This window comes from Burkholderia pyrrocinia (genome assembly GCF_018417535.1).
Classification (GTDB): Bacteria; Pseudomonadota; Gammaproteobacteria; order Burkholderiales; family Burkholderiaceae; genus Burkholderia; species Burkholderia pyrrocinia_E.
Genome location: NZ_CP070977.1, coordinates 359,641 through 374,773 on the forward strand (window position 1 = coordinate 359,641; position 15,133 = coordinate 374,773).

The 15,133-nt window shown below is 68.7% G+C and carries 11 protein-coding genes; 8 read left to right on the forward strand and 3 right to left on the reverse strand.

All coding sequences use genetic code 11. From position 1 onward, the window contains the following. Positions 1 to 73 precede the first annotated feature (73 nt). From JYG32_RS01725 to JYG32_RS01735, 3 genes are all read left to right on the forward strand, one after another. Positions 74 to 1,825: an acyl-CoA dehydrogenase family protein gene (locus JYG32_RS01725; RefSeq protein ID WP_213264462.1), complete on the forward strand. Its 1,752-nt coding sequence runs from the start codon at positions 74 to 76 to the stop codon at positions 1,823 to 1,825. Then, positions 1,822 to 3,030 carry a CaiB/BaiF CoA transferase family protein gene (locus JYG32_RS01730; RefSeq protein ID WP_213264463.1) on the forward strand — a complete coding sequence of 403 codons (1,209 nt, stop codon included), beginning with the start codon at positions 1,822 to 1,824 and terminating at the stop codon, positions 3,028 to 3,030. The genes JYG32_RS01725 and JYG32_RS01730 overlap by 4 nt, the downstream gene beginning before the upstream one ends. 102 nt (positions 3,031 to 3,132) lie before the next feature. Next, complete coding sequence (locus JYG32_RS01735; protein WP_213264464.1) at positions 3,133 to 4,545, forward strand: MFS transporter; 1,413 nt, start codon at positions 3,133 to 3,135, stop codon at positions 4,543 to 4,545. Positions 4,546 to 4,653: 108 nt separating this feature from the next. Here JYG32_RS01735 and JYG32_RS01740 read toward each other — a convergent pair whose 3' ends face one another. Beyond that, positions 4,654 to 4,929: an oxidative damage protection protein gene (locus JYG32_RS01740; protein ID WP_006478357.1), complete on the reverse strand. Its 276-nt coding sequence runs from the start codon at positions 4,927 to 4,929 to the stop codon at positions 4,654 to 4,656. A gap of 51 nt (positions 4,930 to 4,980) precedes the next feature. Beyond that, positions 4,981 to 6,360 carry an amino-acid N-acetyltransferase gene (argA, locus tag JYG32_RS01745; protein WP_174384374.1) on the reverse strand — a complete coding sequence of 460 codons (1,380 nt, stop codon included), beginning with the start codon at positions 6,358 to 6,360 and terminating at the stop codon, positions 4,981 to 4,983. Between the two features lie 23 nt (positions 6,361 to 6,383). Between argA and hrpA the strand changes: the two genes are divergently transcribed. From hrpA to JYG32_RS01770, 5 genes are all read left to right on the forward strand, one after another. After that, complete coding sequence (gene hrpA, locus JYG32_RS01750; protein WP_213264465.1) at positions 6,384 to 10,586, forward strand: ATP-dependent RNA helicase HrpA; 4,203 nt, start codon at positions 6,384 to 6,386, stop codon at positions 10,584 to 10,586. Between the two features lie 180 nt (positions 10,587 to 10,766). After that, positions 10,767 to 11,756 carry a beta-propeller fold lactonase family protein gene (locus JYG32_RS01755; RefSeq protein WP_174383350.1) on the forward strand — a complete coding sequence of 330 codons (990 nt, stop codon included), beginning with the start codon at positions 10,767 to 10,769 and terminating at the stop codon, positions 11,754 to 11,756. Between the two features lie 16 nt (positions 11,757 to 11,772). Next, positions 11,773 to 12,747 (forward strand): sterol desaturase family protein, encoded by a 975-nt coding sequence (locus tag JYG32_RS01760; protein ID WP_174383349.1) that lies wholly within the window; start codon positions 11,773 to 11,775, stop codon positions 12,745 to 12,747. 111 nt (positions 12,748 to 12,858) lie between these two features. Continuing rightward, the gene (locus tag JYG32_RS01765; RefSeq protein WP_174383348.1) at positions 12,859 to 13,686 is read left to right on the forward strand and encodes an EI24 domain-containing protein; all 828 of its coding nucleotides are present in this window, start codon (positions 12,859 to 12,861) and stop codon (positions 13,684 to 13,686) included. Next, on the forward strand, positions 13,683 to 14,498 hold the full coding sequence (locus JYG32_RS01770) for a competence/damage-inducible protein A (protein WP_213264466.1): 816 nt from the start codon (positions 13,683 to 13,685) through the stop codon (positions 14,496 to 14,498). The genes JYG32_RS01765 and JYG32_RS01770 overlap by 4 nt, the downstream gene beginning before the upstream one ends. Before the next feature lie 103 nt (positions 14,499 to 14,601). On the opposite strand, the gene JYG32_RS01775 is transcribed toward JYG32_RS01770, so the two are convergent. Beyond that, a complete protein-coding gene (locus tag JYG32_RS01775) occupies positions 14,602 to 15,066 on the reverse strand; it encodes a rhodanese-like domain-containing protein (protein WP_174383346.1) in 465 nt (154 codons plus the stop codon). Positions 15,067 to 15,133 lie beyond the last annotated feature (67 nt).

A 15,133-nucleotide genomic window follows, 5' to 3' on the forward strand; every position in this document is an offset into this window, starting at 1 on the left:
CCTTTGCACAGGACTGGCCGGACGCCGCGGCGCCAGGTCCGGCCGGCGTGCAGGCAACCCAGGAGACGCACGCATGAACGACACCGCCCGCACGCCGGATACCGGCGCATCCAATATCCCCGACAGCCGGGGCATCGATTTCTTCACCGCCGATCCCGATCTCGGCGCGTTGCTGAAGCTGCATCTCGGCGACGCGCACTATGCCGAACTCGAGCCGCAGCTCCGTGCGCTCGGCGCGCGCGTGTCCGGCGAGCTCGACGAATGGGCATCGCGCGCGGACAAGCACCCGCCCGTGCTCGAGCACCGCAACCGGCGCGGCGAGGCCGTGCAGCGGATCGACAAGGATCCCGCGTATGTCGCGCTCGAACGCGTCGCATATGCGGAGCTCGGGCTCGCGTCGTTGAGCCACGGTTCCGCATCCGTACCGCCGCTCGTCAAGTACGCGCTGACGTTCCTGTTCGTACAGGCGGAATTCGGGCTGTGCTGCCCGGTCAGCATGACCGATTCGCTGACGCGCACGCTGCGCCGCTTCGGCGATCCGGCGCTCGTCGCGCGCTACCTGCCGATGCTCGCGTCGCGCGACTTCGACACGCTGTACCAGGGCGCGATGTTCATGACCGAACAGGCGGCCGGCTCCGACGTCGGCCGCATCGCGACGCGCGCGTCGCGCGAGACCGACGCGCACGGCGAGACCGTCTGGCGCCTGAGCGGCGACAAGTGGTTCTGCTCGAACGCGGACGCCGATCTCGCGATGGTGCTCGCGCGGCCTGACGGCGCACCGGACGGCATCAAGGGCCTCGCGCTGTTCCTGCTGCCGAAGACGCTGCCGGACGGCACGCGCAACCGCTACCGGATCGTGCGATTGAAGGACAAGCTCGGCAGCCGTTCGATGGCGAGCGGCGAGATCGCGCTCGAAGGCGCGCAGGCCTACCTGATCGGCGAGATCGGCCGCGGTTTTCACCAGATGGCCGACATGATCAACATGTCGCGTTTGTCGAACGGCGTGCGTGCGGCCGGGCTGATGCGGCGCGCGCTGAACGAGGCGCTGCATGTCGCCGCGCACCGCGAGGCGTTCGGCCGCAAGCTGATCGAGATGCCGCTGATGCAGCGCCAGTTGATGAAGATGCTGTTGCCCGCCGAGGCCGCGCGCGCGATGTTCATGCAGATCGCGCTGCTGCTGCCGCAGGCCGATGCGGGCGACGAGCAGGCCGCGCGCTGTGTGCGGATCCTGACGCCATTGATCAAGTTCCGCGCGTGCCGCGATGCGCGCCGCGTGACGGGCGATGCGATGGAAGTGCGCGGCGGCATCGGCTACATCGAGGAATGGAGCGACGCGCGGGTCGTGCGCGATGCGCATCTCGGCTCGATCTGGGAAGGCACGAGCAACATCGTCGCGCTTGACGTCGCGCGTGCCGCGCAGCGCGAGCATGCGCTCGACGCGCTGCGCGCGTTCCTCGGCGACCGGCTCGGCGCGGCGCCGCTGCCCGACGCGAGCCGCGCGGCGCTGCGGCGCATTCTCGCGCGTGCATGCGACGCGCTCGAGCGCGTCGCAGCGGAAGGCGACGACGCGCGCGTGCGGCAGGCCGCCTCCGCGCTGTACTACGCGAGCGCGGCCGTGCTGATGGCTTGCGAGGGGGCACGGCTCGCACCGGATTTCCGGCGCCTCGCGCTCGCGCACCTGGTCGTGCGCCACAAGCTGCTGCCGGTCGATCCGCTCGCGCCGGCCTCGCGCGACGACGAATCGGCCGCATTCGACGCGCTGCTGCGCGGCACGCCGATCGCGCTCGACACGGCGCTCGACCTGCTGCCGGAGGTCGAGCGATGAACGCGACGCGAGGCGCACTGGACGGCCTGAAGGTGGTCGACCTGAGCCGCGTGCTCGGCGGCCCGTACTGCACGCAGGCGCTCGCCGACCACGGTGCGACGGTGGTCAAGATCGAGCCGCCGGCCGGCGACGAGACGCGCGGCTGGGGGCCGCCGTTCCTTGGCGACACGGCGTGGTACTTCATGGGCGTCAACCGCAACAAGGAAGGGCTCGCGCTCGACCTGTCGCGCGACGAAGGGCGCGCGATCCTGTGGCGCCTGCTCGAAGAGGCCGACGTGCTCGTCGAGAACTTCAAGCCCGGCACGCTCGCGCGCTGGGGGATGGACTATGCGCGCGACCTGCAGCCGCGCTTCCCGCGCCTGATCCACTGCGCGGTGACGGGCTTCGGTGAAGATGGCCCGCTCGGCGGGCTGCCCGGCTACGACGCGGTGATCCAGGCGATGGCGGGCCTGATGAGCGTCAACGGCGAACACGACGGCGATGCGACGCGCATCGGCTTGCCGATCGTCGACATGGTCACGGGGCTCAACGCGCTCGCAGGCATCCTGCTGGCGCTCGCGGAGCGCGAGAAGAGCGGGCGCGGGCAGTCGATCGACATCGCGCTGTACGACTGCGGCGTGTCGCTGCTGCATCCGCACCTGCCGAACTTCTTCGGCTCGGGGCGCGTGCCGGCGCGCAGCGGCAACGCGCATCCGAACATCGCGCCGTACGACAGCTACCGCACGGCGACCGTGCCGATCTTCCTCGCGGTCGGCAACGACCGGCAGTTCGCGCGGCTCGTCGCGCATCTCGGCGCGCCGGCGCTAGCGGGCGATCCGCGCTTCGTCGACAACCGCAGCCGCTGCGCGCACCGGCCCGAGCTGAAGGCCGAACTGGAGGCGCGACTCGCCGCGCACGCCTGCGAGCCGCTCGCGCGCGACCTGATGGCGGCCGGCGTGCCGTGCGGGCCGGTGCGAACGGTGGCCGACGTCGCGCACGATCCGCATGCGCTGCACCGGAACCTGTTCGTCGAGATCGGCGCGTATCGCGGCACCGCGTCGCCGGTGAAGCTGTCGCGCACGCCGGCCACCTACCGAACGCCGCCGCCCGCGCTCGGCCGCGACACGCGCGCGGTGCTCGATCGGCTCGGCGTCGATCGCGCGCTGCAGCAGCAACTGCTCGAGGCCGGCGTGCTGAAAACGGCACCCGGCCAGGCGCCCGACTAGGCGCTGCCGACTGACACAACGCCGCCGGCCGGCGGCGCAATGCCGGCCACCCGGGAAAGGCGCGCGCCAGTCGCGCCCCCGATCACCAACCTGGAGACATCGATGAGCCGTCCGCAATCCCCGCCCGCCGCGCAGCCGCGGCCCGGCCGCGCCGCCTTCGCGGCGTTCGTCGGCACCACGATCGAGTGGTACGACTTCTACATCTACGGCACGGCCGCGGCGCTCGTGTTCGGCAAGGTGTTCTTTTCGAGCACGATGGACCCCGGCATCGCGACGCTGCTCGCGTTCGTCACGTTCTGGGCCGGCTTCGCCGCGCGGCCGCTCGGCGGGATCGTGTTCGGGCATCTCGGCGATCGCGTCGGCCGCAAGACCGCGCTCGTGATCACGCTGGTGATGATGGGCCTCGCGACGACCGGCATCGGCCTGTTGCCCGGCTATGCGCAGATCGGCGTATGGGCGCCGGCCGGCCTCGTCGTGCTGCGCGTGCTGCAGGGCATCGCGGTCGGCGGCGAGTGGGGCGGTGCGGTGCTGATCGCGAGCGAGAACGCGCCGAAGCACAAGCGCATCCTGTACGCGGCGTTCGCGCAGCAGGGCTCGCCCACCGGCAACCTGCTCGCGACGGCCGCGTTCTTCGCGCTGAGCGCGCTGCCGACGCCGTCCTTCCTGATGTGGGGCTGGCGCATTCCGTTCCTGCTGTCGGCCGTGCTCGTGATCATCGGCATGGTGATCCGGCTGAAGCTCGAGGAATCGGCCGACATGCAGCGCGTGCTCGCGCGCAAGCGCACGGTGAAGCTGCCGCTGCGCGACGTCGTGCGCGATCACTGGGTGGTCGTGCTGCTCGCGGCCGGCACGCTGCCGGTGATCAACGTCACGTATTTCCGCAGCACGTTCGCGCTGTCGTGGGCGACGAAGGAGCTCGGCTACGCGCAGGGCACGTTTCTCGGCATCCTGTCGATTTCGCTCGTCGTGCAGTTCCTGCTGCAGCCGGTCGGCGCGTGGTTCGTGTCGAAGATCGACATGCGTCGCGCGATGTGCTGGATCCTGATTCCGGAAATCGTGCTGATGCCCGTGATGTTCCATGCGCTCGCAACGCGCTCGTACTGGGTGGCCGTCGCGGGGATGTGCATCTCGACGATTCCGTCCGCGATGTTCTACGGTGCGGTCGGCGGCGTGCTCGCGCGCGTGTTTCCGGCGAATATCCGCTATACGGGCTTGTCGCTCGCGTATCAACTGAGCGCGCTCGTCGTCGGCGGCGGCACGCCCGTGCTCGCGCAGGCGATCCTCAACGCGACGGGCAGCATCGTCGGCGTCGCGGTCGCGTCGGGGCTTTATGCGTTCGTGTCGCTCGTATGCATGCTGGCGCTGCTGAACCGCACCGGGTATCGCGCGGACGAACTGTCGAGCGCCGAACGCAGCGATGCTGCGGAATGGGGCACCGAAGGCGAAAGCGCTGAAAACGCGAGCGGCGGGCCGCAGCAGCCGGGAGACGGCGGTGCGCTGAAACCGGCGGGTTGAGTCGTCCCGGTCGCGCGACCCCAAATGAAAAACGGCACCGTGCGATACGCGGTGCCGTTTTCTCTGGATCACGCGGCCGGCAGGCTGCCGATTCCGCGCCTCACGTCATCAGCCTTCCGTCGGCGGCACGTAGCCGGACGCCTGGTCCGCGCCGTCGCCGAAGAAGTACTTCTCGGTCTGCTTCATCAGGTACTGGCGCGCACGCGGGTCGGCCATGTTCAGGCGGTTTTCGTTGATCAGCATCGTCTGCTGCTTGAGCCAGCCCTGCCATGCTTCCTTCGAGACGCTTTCATAGATGCGCTTGCCGAGTTCGCCCGGCAGCGGCGGGAAATCGAGACCTTCGGCTTCCTTGCCGAGCTTCGCGCATTGAATCATACGGGCCATCGTGTACTTCTCCTGTAATCGGACTGGGGGAGGGCGGGCGTCTTGCGCCGCTCAGAGCTGTTTCATCAGCACGAGCGACTTGCGCTGCCAGTTATAGAGTTTGCGGCGGTCTTCCGGCAGGTCGTCGACGCTGACCTTGACGAAGCCGCGCTTGAGGAACCAGTGCTCGGTGCGCGTCGTGAGCACGAAGATGTGCGTGAGGCCGCGCGCGCGTGCGCGCTGCTCGATGCGCTTGAGCAGGCGCTCGCCGTCGCCCGAGCCCTGCGCTTCGGGCGCGACGGTCAGGCACGCCATCTCGCCGATCTTCTCCAGCGGGTACGGATAGAGTGCCGCGCAGCCGAACAGCACGCCATCGTGCTCGATCACCGAGAAGTGGTCGATGTCGCGCTCGATCTGGTGGCGGCCGCGCCGCACCAGCGTGCCGTCCGTCTCGAGCGGCTCGATCAGCGACAGGATGCCGCCGACGTCGTCCGGCGTCGCTTCGCGCAGGCTCTCGAGGTTCTCGTACGAGATCATCGTGCCGACGCCGTCGTGCAGGAACAGTTCCAGCAGCATGCTGCCGTCGAGCGATTGCGGGATCAGGTGCGCACGGGTCACGCCGCCACGGCAAGCGCGGATCGCATGCTTCAGGAAGAACGCGTCGTCGCCTTGCAGGTCACCGGAGTCGAGCAGGTCGGCGGCCGAATCGAGCGACATTTCGCGGATCAGCTCGCCTTCGTCATCGACGATGCCGGGGCCGTCGGTCAGGAACACGATCTTGTCGGCACGCAGCGCGATCGCGGCAGCCGACGCGACGTCTTCCATCGACAGGTTGAACGCCTCGCCGGTCGGCGAGAAACCGAGCGGCGACAGCAGCACGAGCTTGCGGCTCGCGAGCGAATGGCGGATCGATTCGGCGTCGATCTTGCGCACGATGCCCGTATGCGCGAAATCGACCCCGTCGAGAATCCCCACCGGCCGCGCGGTCACGAAGTTGCCCGACACGACGCTGATGTGCGCGTGCGCCATCGGCGAGTTCGGCAGCCCCTGGCTGATCGCGGCCTCGATGTCGAGACGCACTTCGCCGGCCGCTTCCTTCGCGGATTCGAGCGCGCGCGCATCGGTGATGCGCAGGCCGTGCGAAAACTCGGATTCGACACCATGCAGGCTCAACTGCTCCTCGACCTGCGGGCGCGAGCCGTGCACGAGCACGATCTGGATGCCCATCGCCTGCAGCAGCGCGATGTCGGACACGAGCGCGTTCAGCAGCCCCTGCTGCACCACCTCGCCGCCGAACCCCACGACGAACGTGCTGTTGCGGAACTTGTGGATATAGGGCGCGACGGAGCGCATCCAGTCGACAAACTGCGCGTGGCTGGCAGCCGTATCGTCGGCGGCCGGCGGCGTCGCGGCGCCGGTCTGGGCGGGGGGGAGGTCGGTTTGGGAATTCATGGGCGGGATTATAATGCGCCCCCATGTCGAATGTACCTAAAAGTCCCGCGCCGACGCGGGCCAAAGCGCCGTCGGCCCGGCACCCGGATGGTGCGGCCGATGCGCGCGAGCAGCAGGGCCAGCCGCCGCGCCAGCAGCAGGAAAAGCCGGCGGGCCAGCCGTCGCGCGGGCCGCGCGGCGACGCACGGCGCGGCGATGCGCGCCAGCCGGCTGCGGCGGCGGATGCACCGCGGGCAGCGGATGCACGCACCCCGCGCCGCGAGCGTCCGCCGCGCGCCGCCGTCGCACCGAATCCCGTCCCGCCGATCAGGTACCCGGAAAGCCTGCCGGTGTCGGGCAAGCGCGACGAAATCGCGCGCGCGATCGCGGGTCATCAGGTTGTCATCGTCTGCGGCGAAACCGGCTCGGGCAAGACCACGCAGTTGCCGAAGATCTGTCTCGATCTCGGTCGCGGCCTCGGCGCCGGCGGCACGGGCCTGATCGGCCATACGCAGCCTCGGCGCCTCGCTGCGTCGTCGACCGGCCGCCGGATTGCCGAGGAGCTCGGCACGCCGTTCGGCGAGGTGGTCGGCTACAAGGTGCGCTTTACCGACAACCTCTCGCCGGGCGCGTCCGTGAAGCTGATGACGGACGGCATCCTGCTCGCCGAAACGCAGACCGACCCGCTGCTGAAGGCGTACGACACGCTGATCATCGACGAGGCGCACGAGCGCAGCCTGAACATCGACTTCCTGCTCGGCTACCTGAAGGAAATCCTGCCGAGGCGGCCGGACCTGAAGCTGATCGTGACGTCCGCGACGATCGACGCCGATCGCTTCGCACGCCACTTCGGCACCGACGAGCGCCCGGCGCCCGTGATCGAGGTGAGCGGGCGGCTGTATCCGGTCGAGATGCGCTATCGCCCGGTGGCCGAGGATCGCCCGGCCGTGAAGCATGCCGAAGGCACGGCCGGGCGCGACCGCGTGAAGACCGCGCGCGAGGCCGAGCGCGACCTGATGGACGCGATCGTCGACGCAGTCGACGAGCTGTGCCGCGAAGGCCCCGGCGACGTGCTGGTGTTCCTGCCCGGCGAGCGCGAGATTCGCGAGGCGGCCGAGGCGCTGCGCAAGCACCATCCGCCGCACACCGAGATCCTGCCGCTGTTCGCGCGGCTCTCGGCGGCCGACCAGGACAAGGTGTTCAAGGCGTCGAACGCGCGCCGGATCGTGCTTGCGACCAACGTCGCCGAGACGTCGCTGACGGTGCCGGGCATCCGCTACGTCGTCGACACCGGTCTTGCGCGCGTGAAGCGCTATTCGTACCGGAACAAGGTCGAGCAATTGCAGGTCGAGTCGATCTCGCAGGCTGCGGCGAACCAGCGCGCGGGCCGTTGCGGCCGCGTGGCCGACGGCGTCTGCATCCGTTTGTACGAGGAAAGCGACTACCAGGCGCGCGCGCGCTTCACCGATCCGGAAATCCTGCGCTCGTCGCTCGCGTCGGTGATCCTGCGGATGAAATCGCTGCACCTGACGGCGATCGAATCGTTCCCGTTCCTCGAACCGCCGCCCGGCCGCGCGATCGCGGACGGCTACCAGTTGCTCAACGAGCTCGGCGCGGTCGACGACGACAACGCGCTGACGCCGCTCGGCCGCGAACTCGCGCGGCTTCCGCTCGACCCGCGCGTCGGCCGGATGATTCTCGCCGCGCGCGACCAGCAGTCGCTGCGCGAGGTGCTGATCATCGCGAGCGCGCTGTCCGTGCAGGACCCGCGCGACCGGCCGATCGAAGCGCAGGAACAGGCCGACCAGGCGCACCGCCGGTTCGCCGACGAGCGTTCCGAATTCCTGCAGTGGCTGAAGATCTGGGCGTGGTTCGAGGAGGCCGTCGCGCACAAGAAGTCGAATCGCCAGCTCGTCGACGCATGCCGGCAGAACTTCCTGTCGCACCTGCGGCTGCGCGAGTGGCGCGACGTCCATTCGCAGTTGCTGACCGTCGTGCGCGAGCACGGCTGGCGGCTCAACGAAGTCGAGGCGACCTACGAGCAGGTCCATCTGGCCCTGTTGACGGGCCTGCTCGGCAACCTCGGCCTGAAGGCCGACGACGATCCGCACTATCTCGGCGCGCGCGGGATCAAGTTCTATCTGTGGCCGGGTTCCGTGCTCGCGAAGAAGGCCGGCCGCTGGGTGATGGCGGCCGAGCTCGTCGAGACGAGCCGGCTGTACGCGCGCTGCCTCGCGAAGATCGAGCCCGAATGGGTCGAGAAGATCGGCGCGCACCTGCTGAAGAAATCGCTGTCGGAGCCGCACTGGGAAAAGCGCCCGGCGCAGGTCAGCGCGTACGAGCGCGCGACGCTGTACGGGCTGCCGATCTACCACCGCCGGCGCGTCGCGTTCGGCAGGCAGGATCCGGCCCGCGCGCGGGAGCTGTTCATCCGCGGCGCGCTGGTCGACGGCGAGTTCGACACGAAGCTCGCGTTCTTCGCGCACAACCGCAAGCTGCTCGCCGACATCGAGCAGCTCGAGCACAAGTCGCGCCGGCAGGACGTGCTGGTCGACGACGAGCTGATCTACGCGTTCTACGACCAGGCGATCCCGGAAGGCATCCACACGGGCGTCGCGTTCGAGCGCTGGTATCGCGACGAGGTGAAGCAGGGCGGCCAGCCCGAGGACAAGCGGCGGCTGCTGTACCTGTCGCGCGACGACCTGATGCGCCACGAGGCGGCCGGCGTGACGACCGAGCTGTTCCCGAAGCGCGCGACGATGGCCGGCGTCGAGATGGCGCTCACGTACCACTTCGAGCCCGGCACGCCGCGCGACGGCGTGACGCTCGCGGTGCCGCTGTACGCGCTGAACCAGGTCGACGCGCGCCGCTGCGAATGGCTCGTGCCGGGGATGCTGAAGGAAAAGGTGCAGTTGCTGCTGAAGTCGCTGCCGCAGAAGCTGCGCCGGCACTGCGTGCCGCTGCCCGAGTACGCGGCCGGCTTCGTCGAGCGGATGGGCCGCGAGCGCTTCGGCGCGGGCGGGCTCGTCGAGGCGCTGATCGCCGACGTGCGCGGCGAGACGCAGGTCGCGATGAAGACGGCCGACTTCAAGCTCGAGACGCTGCCCGCGCACCTGTTCATGAACTTCAAGGTGATCGACGAGCACGGCCGCCAGCTCGCGATGGGGCGCAATCTCGCGCAGCTTCGCCAGGAGCTCGGCGCGCAGGCGCAGCAGCAGTTCCAGAAGATCGCGGCGGCGTCGACGATCGCGACCGGCGGCGAGGCCGATGCCGGCCCGGCAGCCGGCACGGCGCCGGCGCCTGCCGCCACGGCCGGTGCTGCCGGGCGCGGTGCGAAGGGCGGCAAGGGCGCGGCGCCGCAGACGGCCGCCCCGGCGGAAACCGGCGCGACGGCGCTGTACGAGAATCTGACGACCTGGAATTTCGGCAAGCTTCCCGAGCTGCTGGAGATCCGCCGGCGCGGCCAGACGCTGTACGGCTACCCGGCGCTCGTCGACCGCGGTACGCATTGCGACGTCGAGGTGTTCGATTCGCCGGAGGAGGCCGCGCGCATCCACCGGGCCGGCTTGCGGCGGCTGTTCGCGCTGCAACTGAAGGAGCCGATCAAGTTCCTCGAGAAGAACCTGCCGGGCCTGCGCGAGATGGCGATGCAGTACATGTCGTTCGGCTCGCAGGACGAGCTGCGCGACCAGCTGATCGACACGGCGCTCGACCGCGCGTGCCTGCAGGATCCGCTGCCCGACGACGACGCCAGCTTCCACGCGCGGCGCGACGAGGGCCGCAGCCGCCTGAACCTGCTCGCGCAGGAAATCGCGCGACTCGTCGGGCAGATCCTTGCCGAATACGCGGGGCTCGTGAAGAAACTCGCGCAGGCGAAGCCGTTTGCGCAGGCGCATGCGGATCTGCAGCAGCAGCTCGCCGCGCTGGTCGGCAAGCGCTTCGTGATCGACACGCCTTACGTGCAGCTTGCGCACTTCCCGCGCTACCTGAAGGGCATCGCACTGCGGATCGACAAGCTGAAGGCCGATCCGGCGCGCGACGCGAAGCAGTCCGCCGACCTGCTGCCGCTCGGCCAGCAGTACCAGCGCGCGGTGTCGCAGCGCGGCGGCGTCGCCGACCCGCGGCTCGCGGAATTCCGCTGGCTGCTCGAGGAACTGCGAATTTCGCTGTTCGCGCAGGAACTGCGCACGCCGATGCCGGTCTCTGTCAAGCGTCTGCACAAGGTCTGGGAGTCGATGCAGCGCTAGCGCAACATCGGGTTCCCGGGCCCGCACCGGCGGCCGGCCCCGGCCGGCCGCGCGGAGTATGCCGCGCCGGCCCATCCGGCCGCCGCGGCGTGCGTCGAAGTGGCGCAATGCCGGCTTCGGTCAACCGGCGGGGCCGGTTGAACGTTTTACAATGACGGTTGTTCCACGACGTGAGTCTTCATGCGCACTTTCCTTTCCCTCGGCCGCACGCTCGCGCTGGCCGCCGCCGTGCTGGCGCCTGCCGCACACGCGAATAACGTGATCGTCCTCAATTCGGCCGAAGCGACGCTTTCCCTGATCGACCAGCAGACCCGCCAGGTCGTCGGCACGATGCCGACCGGCAAGGAACCGCATCACCTGATGGCGACGCCGGACAATTCGTCGCTGATCGTCGCGAATTCGATCTCGAACAGCCTGATGTTCCTCGATCCGAAGACGGGCAAGCTGCAGCGCACCGTCGAAGGGATCGACGACCCCTACCAGCTCGGCTTCTCGCCCGACCGCAAATGGTTCGCGGCCGCCGGCCTGCGGCTCGACCGCGTCGACATCTACGGCTACGACGGCCAGAACCTGAAGCTCGTGAAGCGCGTGCCGCTTGCGGTGATGCCGAGCCACCTCGCGTTCACCAAGGACAGCAAGACGCTGCTCGTGTCGCTGCAGGTGTCCGGCGAGATTGCAGCGATCGACCTGCCGACGCAGACGGTCAAGTGGAAGATGAAGGTCGGCAACGTGCCGGCGGGCCTGTGGCTGACGCCGGACGACAAATACCTGCTCGTCGGGATGACGGGCGCGGATTACGTCGCGGTGGTCGACTGGCGCACCCAGAAGGTCGTCAAGCAGATCTACACCGGCAAGGGCGCGCACAACTTCCGTTCGCTCGCCGACGGCACGCACGTCGCGGTGACGAACCGGGTCGCGAACACGATCAGCATCATCGACGAGAACACGCTCACCAACGTCGGCGACATCACCGGCCTGCTGCCGGGCCCCGACGACATGGAGCTGTCCGCCGACAAGAAGACGCTGTGGGTGACGTTCCGCTTCGCGAAGAAGGTCGGGATCATCGATCTGGCGTCGCGCAAGCTGGTGCAGACGATCGCCGTCGGCCGCTCGCCGCACGGCATCTACTTCTACGACCGCGCGCCGTGGAAGGCGGCGAACGGCGCGTGACGGACGGAGGCGAACGATGCTGCACCTGATCGATGCGTTCGTGTCGGACATCCAGACCTGGCTGTACGTCGACGTCGTGCAGCCGCTCCTCTTCAAGTTCAACCTGATGGACTATGACGAGGACACCTACGACGCGTTGTACTGGGTGATCATCGGCGCGCTGCAGATGGTGCTGATGTTCGCGCTGCTGCGCCCGCTCGAGGCGCTGCTGCCGGTCGAGCGCTGGAAGAACCGCCGCGCCGTGCGGGTCGACGTGATCTACACGGCGATCTCGAAGCTCGGCATCTATGCGCTGTTCTTCTTCTTCGCGCTGCAGCCGGTGTTCGACAACTTCCAGGCATGGCTGCGCCTGCACGGCGTCGCGAACTTCAACCTCGACTATCTGTGGCCGGGCGTGACCTCGCAGCCGATCGTCGCGTTCGCGATCTATCTCGTCGTGCTCGACTTCGCCGGCTACTGGTATCACCGCTGGCAGCACAAGTTCGGCATCTGGTGGGAACTGCACGCCGTGCATCACAGCCAGCGGCAGATGTCGCTGTGGTGCGACGACCGCAACCACCTGCTCGACGACGTGATCCAGTCGTGCTTCTTCGCGGCGATCGCGCTGGTGATCGGCGTGACGCCGTCGCAGTTCGTCGTGCTGACTGCGTTCACGAACTTCATGCAGAGCATCCAGCATACGAATGCGCGGCTGTCGTTCGGCCGGCTCGGCGAGCGCCTGCTCGTCAGCCCGATCTTCCACCGGCGCCACCATGCGGTCGGTTATGGTCACGAAGGCACCAAGTACGGCTGCAACTTCGGCGTGCTGTTCCCGTGGTGGGACATGATGTTCGGCACCGCGTCGTGGAACCGCACGGTCGAGCCGACCGGCATCCGCGAGCAGGTCGAGGGCGTGTCCTACGGCGAAGGCTTCTGGTCGCAGCACGGCCTCGCGTTCGTGCGGATCTTCCGGCGGCTGTTCCCCGCGAAGCGCAGCGCGGCGTCGGCCTGACCTGGCCACCCTCCCGTTGAGCGACTCTCCCACGCGGCCCGCATGCGCTTTGGCGCATGCGGGCCGCGTGGTTTATCCTTTCCCCGTTTTTCTTCGTCGATACAGGCTCGCATGAACGATTTGCTGCGTTCCTTCGTCCGCGCATTGGCGAGCGCATTGCATCCGCGCATGCTCTGGCTCACCCTGATGCCGTTCCTCGTCTCGGCCGTCCTGTGGGGCGTCCTGCTGTGGTTCTCGTGGCAGACGCTGCTGGACCTCGCGCGCGGCGCGCTCGACGGCTTCGTGCTGACGGCCGCGCTGTATCGCGCGTTCGACGCGATCGGCATGTCGCAACTGCATGCGGTCGTCGCGCCGTTCGTGGTCGTGTCGCTCGCGATCCCGCTGATCGTGCTGACCGTGCTGCTGCTGATCGCGACGATTTCGATGCCGGTCGTGATCAAGCACCTGTCGAACCGGCAGTTCGCGGCACTCGAGCCGAAGCGGGGCGGCACCTTCTTCGGCAGCGCGTTCAATTCGCTGTGGGCGGCACTGGTCGGCGTCGTCGTGCTCGTCGTCACGATCCCGCTGTGGCTGATCCCGCCGTTCTTCGCGCTGCTGCCGCCGGTGATCTGGGGCTGGCTCACGTACCGCGTGATGACCTACGACGCGCTCGCGCTGCATGCGAGCCGCGACGAGCGCCGCGCGCTCGTGCGGCAGCACCGCTGGCCGCTGATCGGCATCGGCGTCGCAACCGGGCTGCTCGGTACCGTGCCGACCTTCGTGTGGGTATCGTCGGTCTGGATGATGGTGCTGTTTCCGTTCGTCGCGGCGGCCATGATCTGGGTTTACGCTTTCATCCTCGTGTTCTCGGCGCTGTGGTTCGGGCACTATTGCCTGCGCGCGCTGGAGGACCTGCGCGCGAGCGCGCGCGCCACCGCAATCGACATGGGGCAGGCATGAGCATCGGCATCATCATCATCGGCGACGAAATCCTTTCGGGCCGGCGGCAGGACAAGCATCTGGCGAAGGTCATCGAACTGCTCGGCGCGCGCGGCCTCGCGCTCGACTGGGCCGAATACGTCGGCGACGATCCGGCGCGCATCACGGCGACGCTCGCGCGCGCGATCGCGTCCGGCGACATCGTGTTCTCGACGGGCGGCATCGGCGCGACGCCGGACGACCACACGCGCCAGTGTGCGGCCGCCGCGTTCGGCGTGCCGCTCGAACTGCATCCGGAGGCGAAGGTGCTGATCTCGGAGCGGATCCGGGAAACGCACGGCGATCCGGCCAAACCGGTCGACTTCGACTCGCCGGAGAACCAGCACCGCTTCAACATGGGCGTGTTCCCGGTGGGCGCGACGATCATCCCGAACGGCTATAACCGGATTCCCGGCTTCTCGGTCGGCGATCTGCACTTCGTGCCGGGTTTCCCGGTGATGGCCTGGCCGATGATCGAATGGGTGCTCGATACGCAATACGCGCATCTGCATCATGCGACGCCGCACGCGGAACGCTCGCTGTACGTGTTCGAACTGCCGGAATCGACGCTCACGCCGCTGATGGAGCGCATCGAGCGCGATTTCCCGGGCGTGCGCGTGTTCAGCCTGCCGAGCGTGGGCGACGCGGAGCGCGGCGGCATCTATGCGCGCCGTCACATCGACCTCGGCGTGAAGGGGGAGCCGGAAGCGGTCGCGGCCGCGTTCGTGAAGCTGCGCGAAGGCGTGCACCTGCTCGGCGGCGACGTCGTCGAGCCCGACACGCCGCGCGCCTGACCCGCTGCACAAAAGCCACGGGCCGCGCAACGCGGCCCGTCATCGGCATGTCATCGCCCGGCTCGACGATGAGGTTGTCGCAACCGGTCGGGCGCGCGCGCCGTCAGGCGCCGATCCACGGCAGTTTGCGGAAGCACCAGCCGTCGACCGTCTTGCGGTGGCCCTCGGCGTCCTTGGCACCCTCGAAGCCTTCGAGCAGGTCGAACGCCTTCGTGAAGCCGGCCTGCGACGACGCGACCGCGGCGAGCTTCGAGCGCGCGGCGCTGCGGCACAGGAACAGCACGGGCGTATCGGGCGTGATGGCCGCCTTCAGTTCGTTGACGAATTCGGCGTTCGGCACGCCGCCCGGGTAGCGCGTCCATTCGAGGTGCAGGTACTGGCCGTCTCCGACGAGCGGACGGCCGATCCAGTCGAGCTCGGCGCGGGTGCGCACGTCGACGAGGCGCGCCGACGGGTCGAGTTGCAGCAGTTCGAACGCCTCGACCGGCAGCAGCGCGCCGGCGTAGTTGAGCGCGCCTTGTGCGCGGCGTTCGTCGGCCTTCGCGTAAAGTTGGTCGAGCGTACTCATGGCGGGGAGTCTCCTTATCGGTCAAACAAACATTCTAGCGCGGCGTCGCGGCACGGACGTCCGCATG

Bases quoted from the DNA above. Each gene is read 5' to 3' on its own strand.
- JYG32_RS01725 (WP_213264462.1), top strand. From the start codon at position 74: ATGAACGACACCGCCCGCACGCCGGATACCGGCGCATCCAATATCCCC.
- JYG32_RS01730 (WP_213264463.1), top strand. From the start codon at position 1,822: ATGAACGCGACGCGAGGCGCACTGGACGGCCTGAAGGTGGTCGACCTG.
- JYG32_RS01735 (WP_213264464.1), top strand. From the start codon at position 3,133: ATGAGCCGTCCGCAATCCCCGCCCGCCGCGCAGCCGCGGCCCGGCCGC.
- JYG32_RS01740 (WP_006478357.1), bottom strand. From the start codon at position 4,929: ATGGCCCGTATGATTCAATGCGCGAAGCTCGGCAAGGAAGCCGAAGGT.
- argA (WP_174384374.1), bottom strand. From the start codon at position 6,360: ATGAATTCCCAAACCGACCTCCCCCCCGCCCAGACCGGCGCCGCGACG.
- hrpA (WP_213264465.1), top strand. From the start codon at position 6,384: ATGTCGAATGTACCTAAAAGTCCCGCGCCGACGCGGGCCAAAGCGCCG.
- JYG32_RS01755 (WP_174383350.1), top strand. From the start codon at position 10,767: ATGCGCACTTTCCTTTCCCTCGGCCGCACGCTCGCGCTGGCCGCCGCC.
- JYG32_RS01760 (WP_174383349.1), top strand. From the start codon at position 11,773: ATGCTGCACCTGATCGATGCGTTCGTGTCGGACATCCAGACCTGGCTG.
- JYG32_RS01765 (WP_174383348.1), top strand. From the start codon at position 12,859: ATGAACGATTTGCTGCGTTCCTTCGTCCGCGCATTGGCGAGCGCATTG.
- JYG32_RS01770 (WP_213264466.1), top strand. From the start codon at position 13,683: ATGAGCATCGGCATCATCATCATCGGCGACGAAATCCTTTCGGGCCGG.
- JYG32_RS01775 (WP_174383346.1), bottom strand. From the start codon at position 15,066: ATGAGTACGCTCGACCAACTTTACGCGAAGGCCGACGAACGCCGCGCA.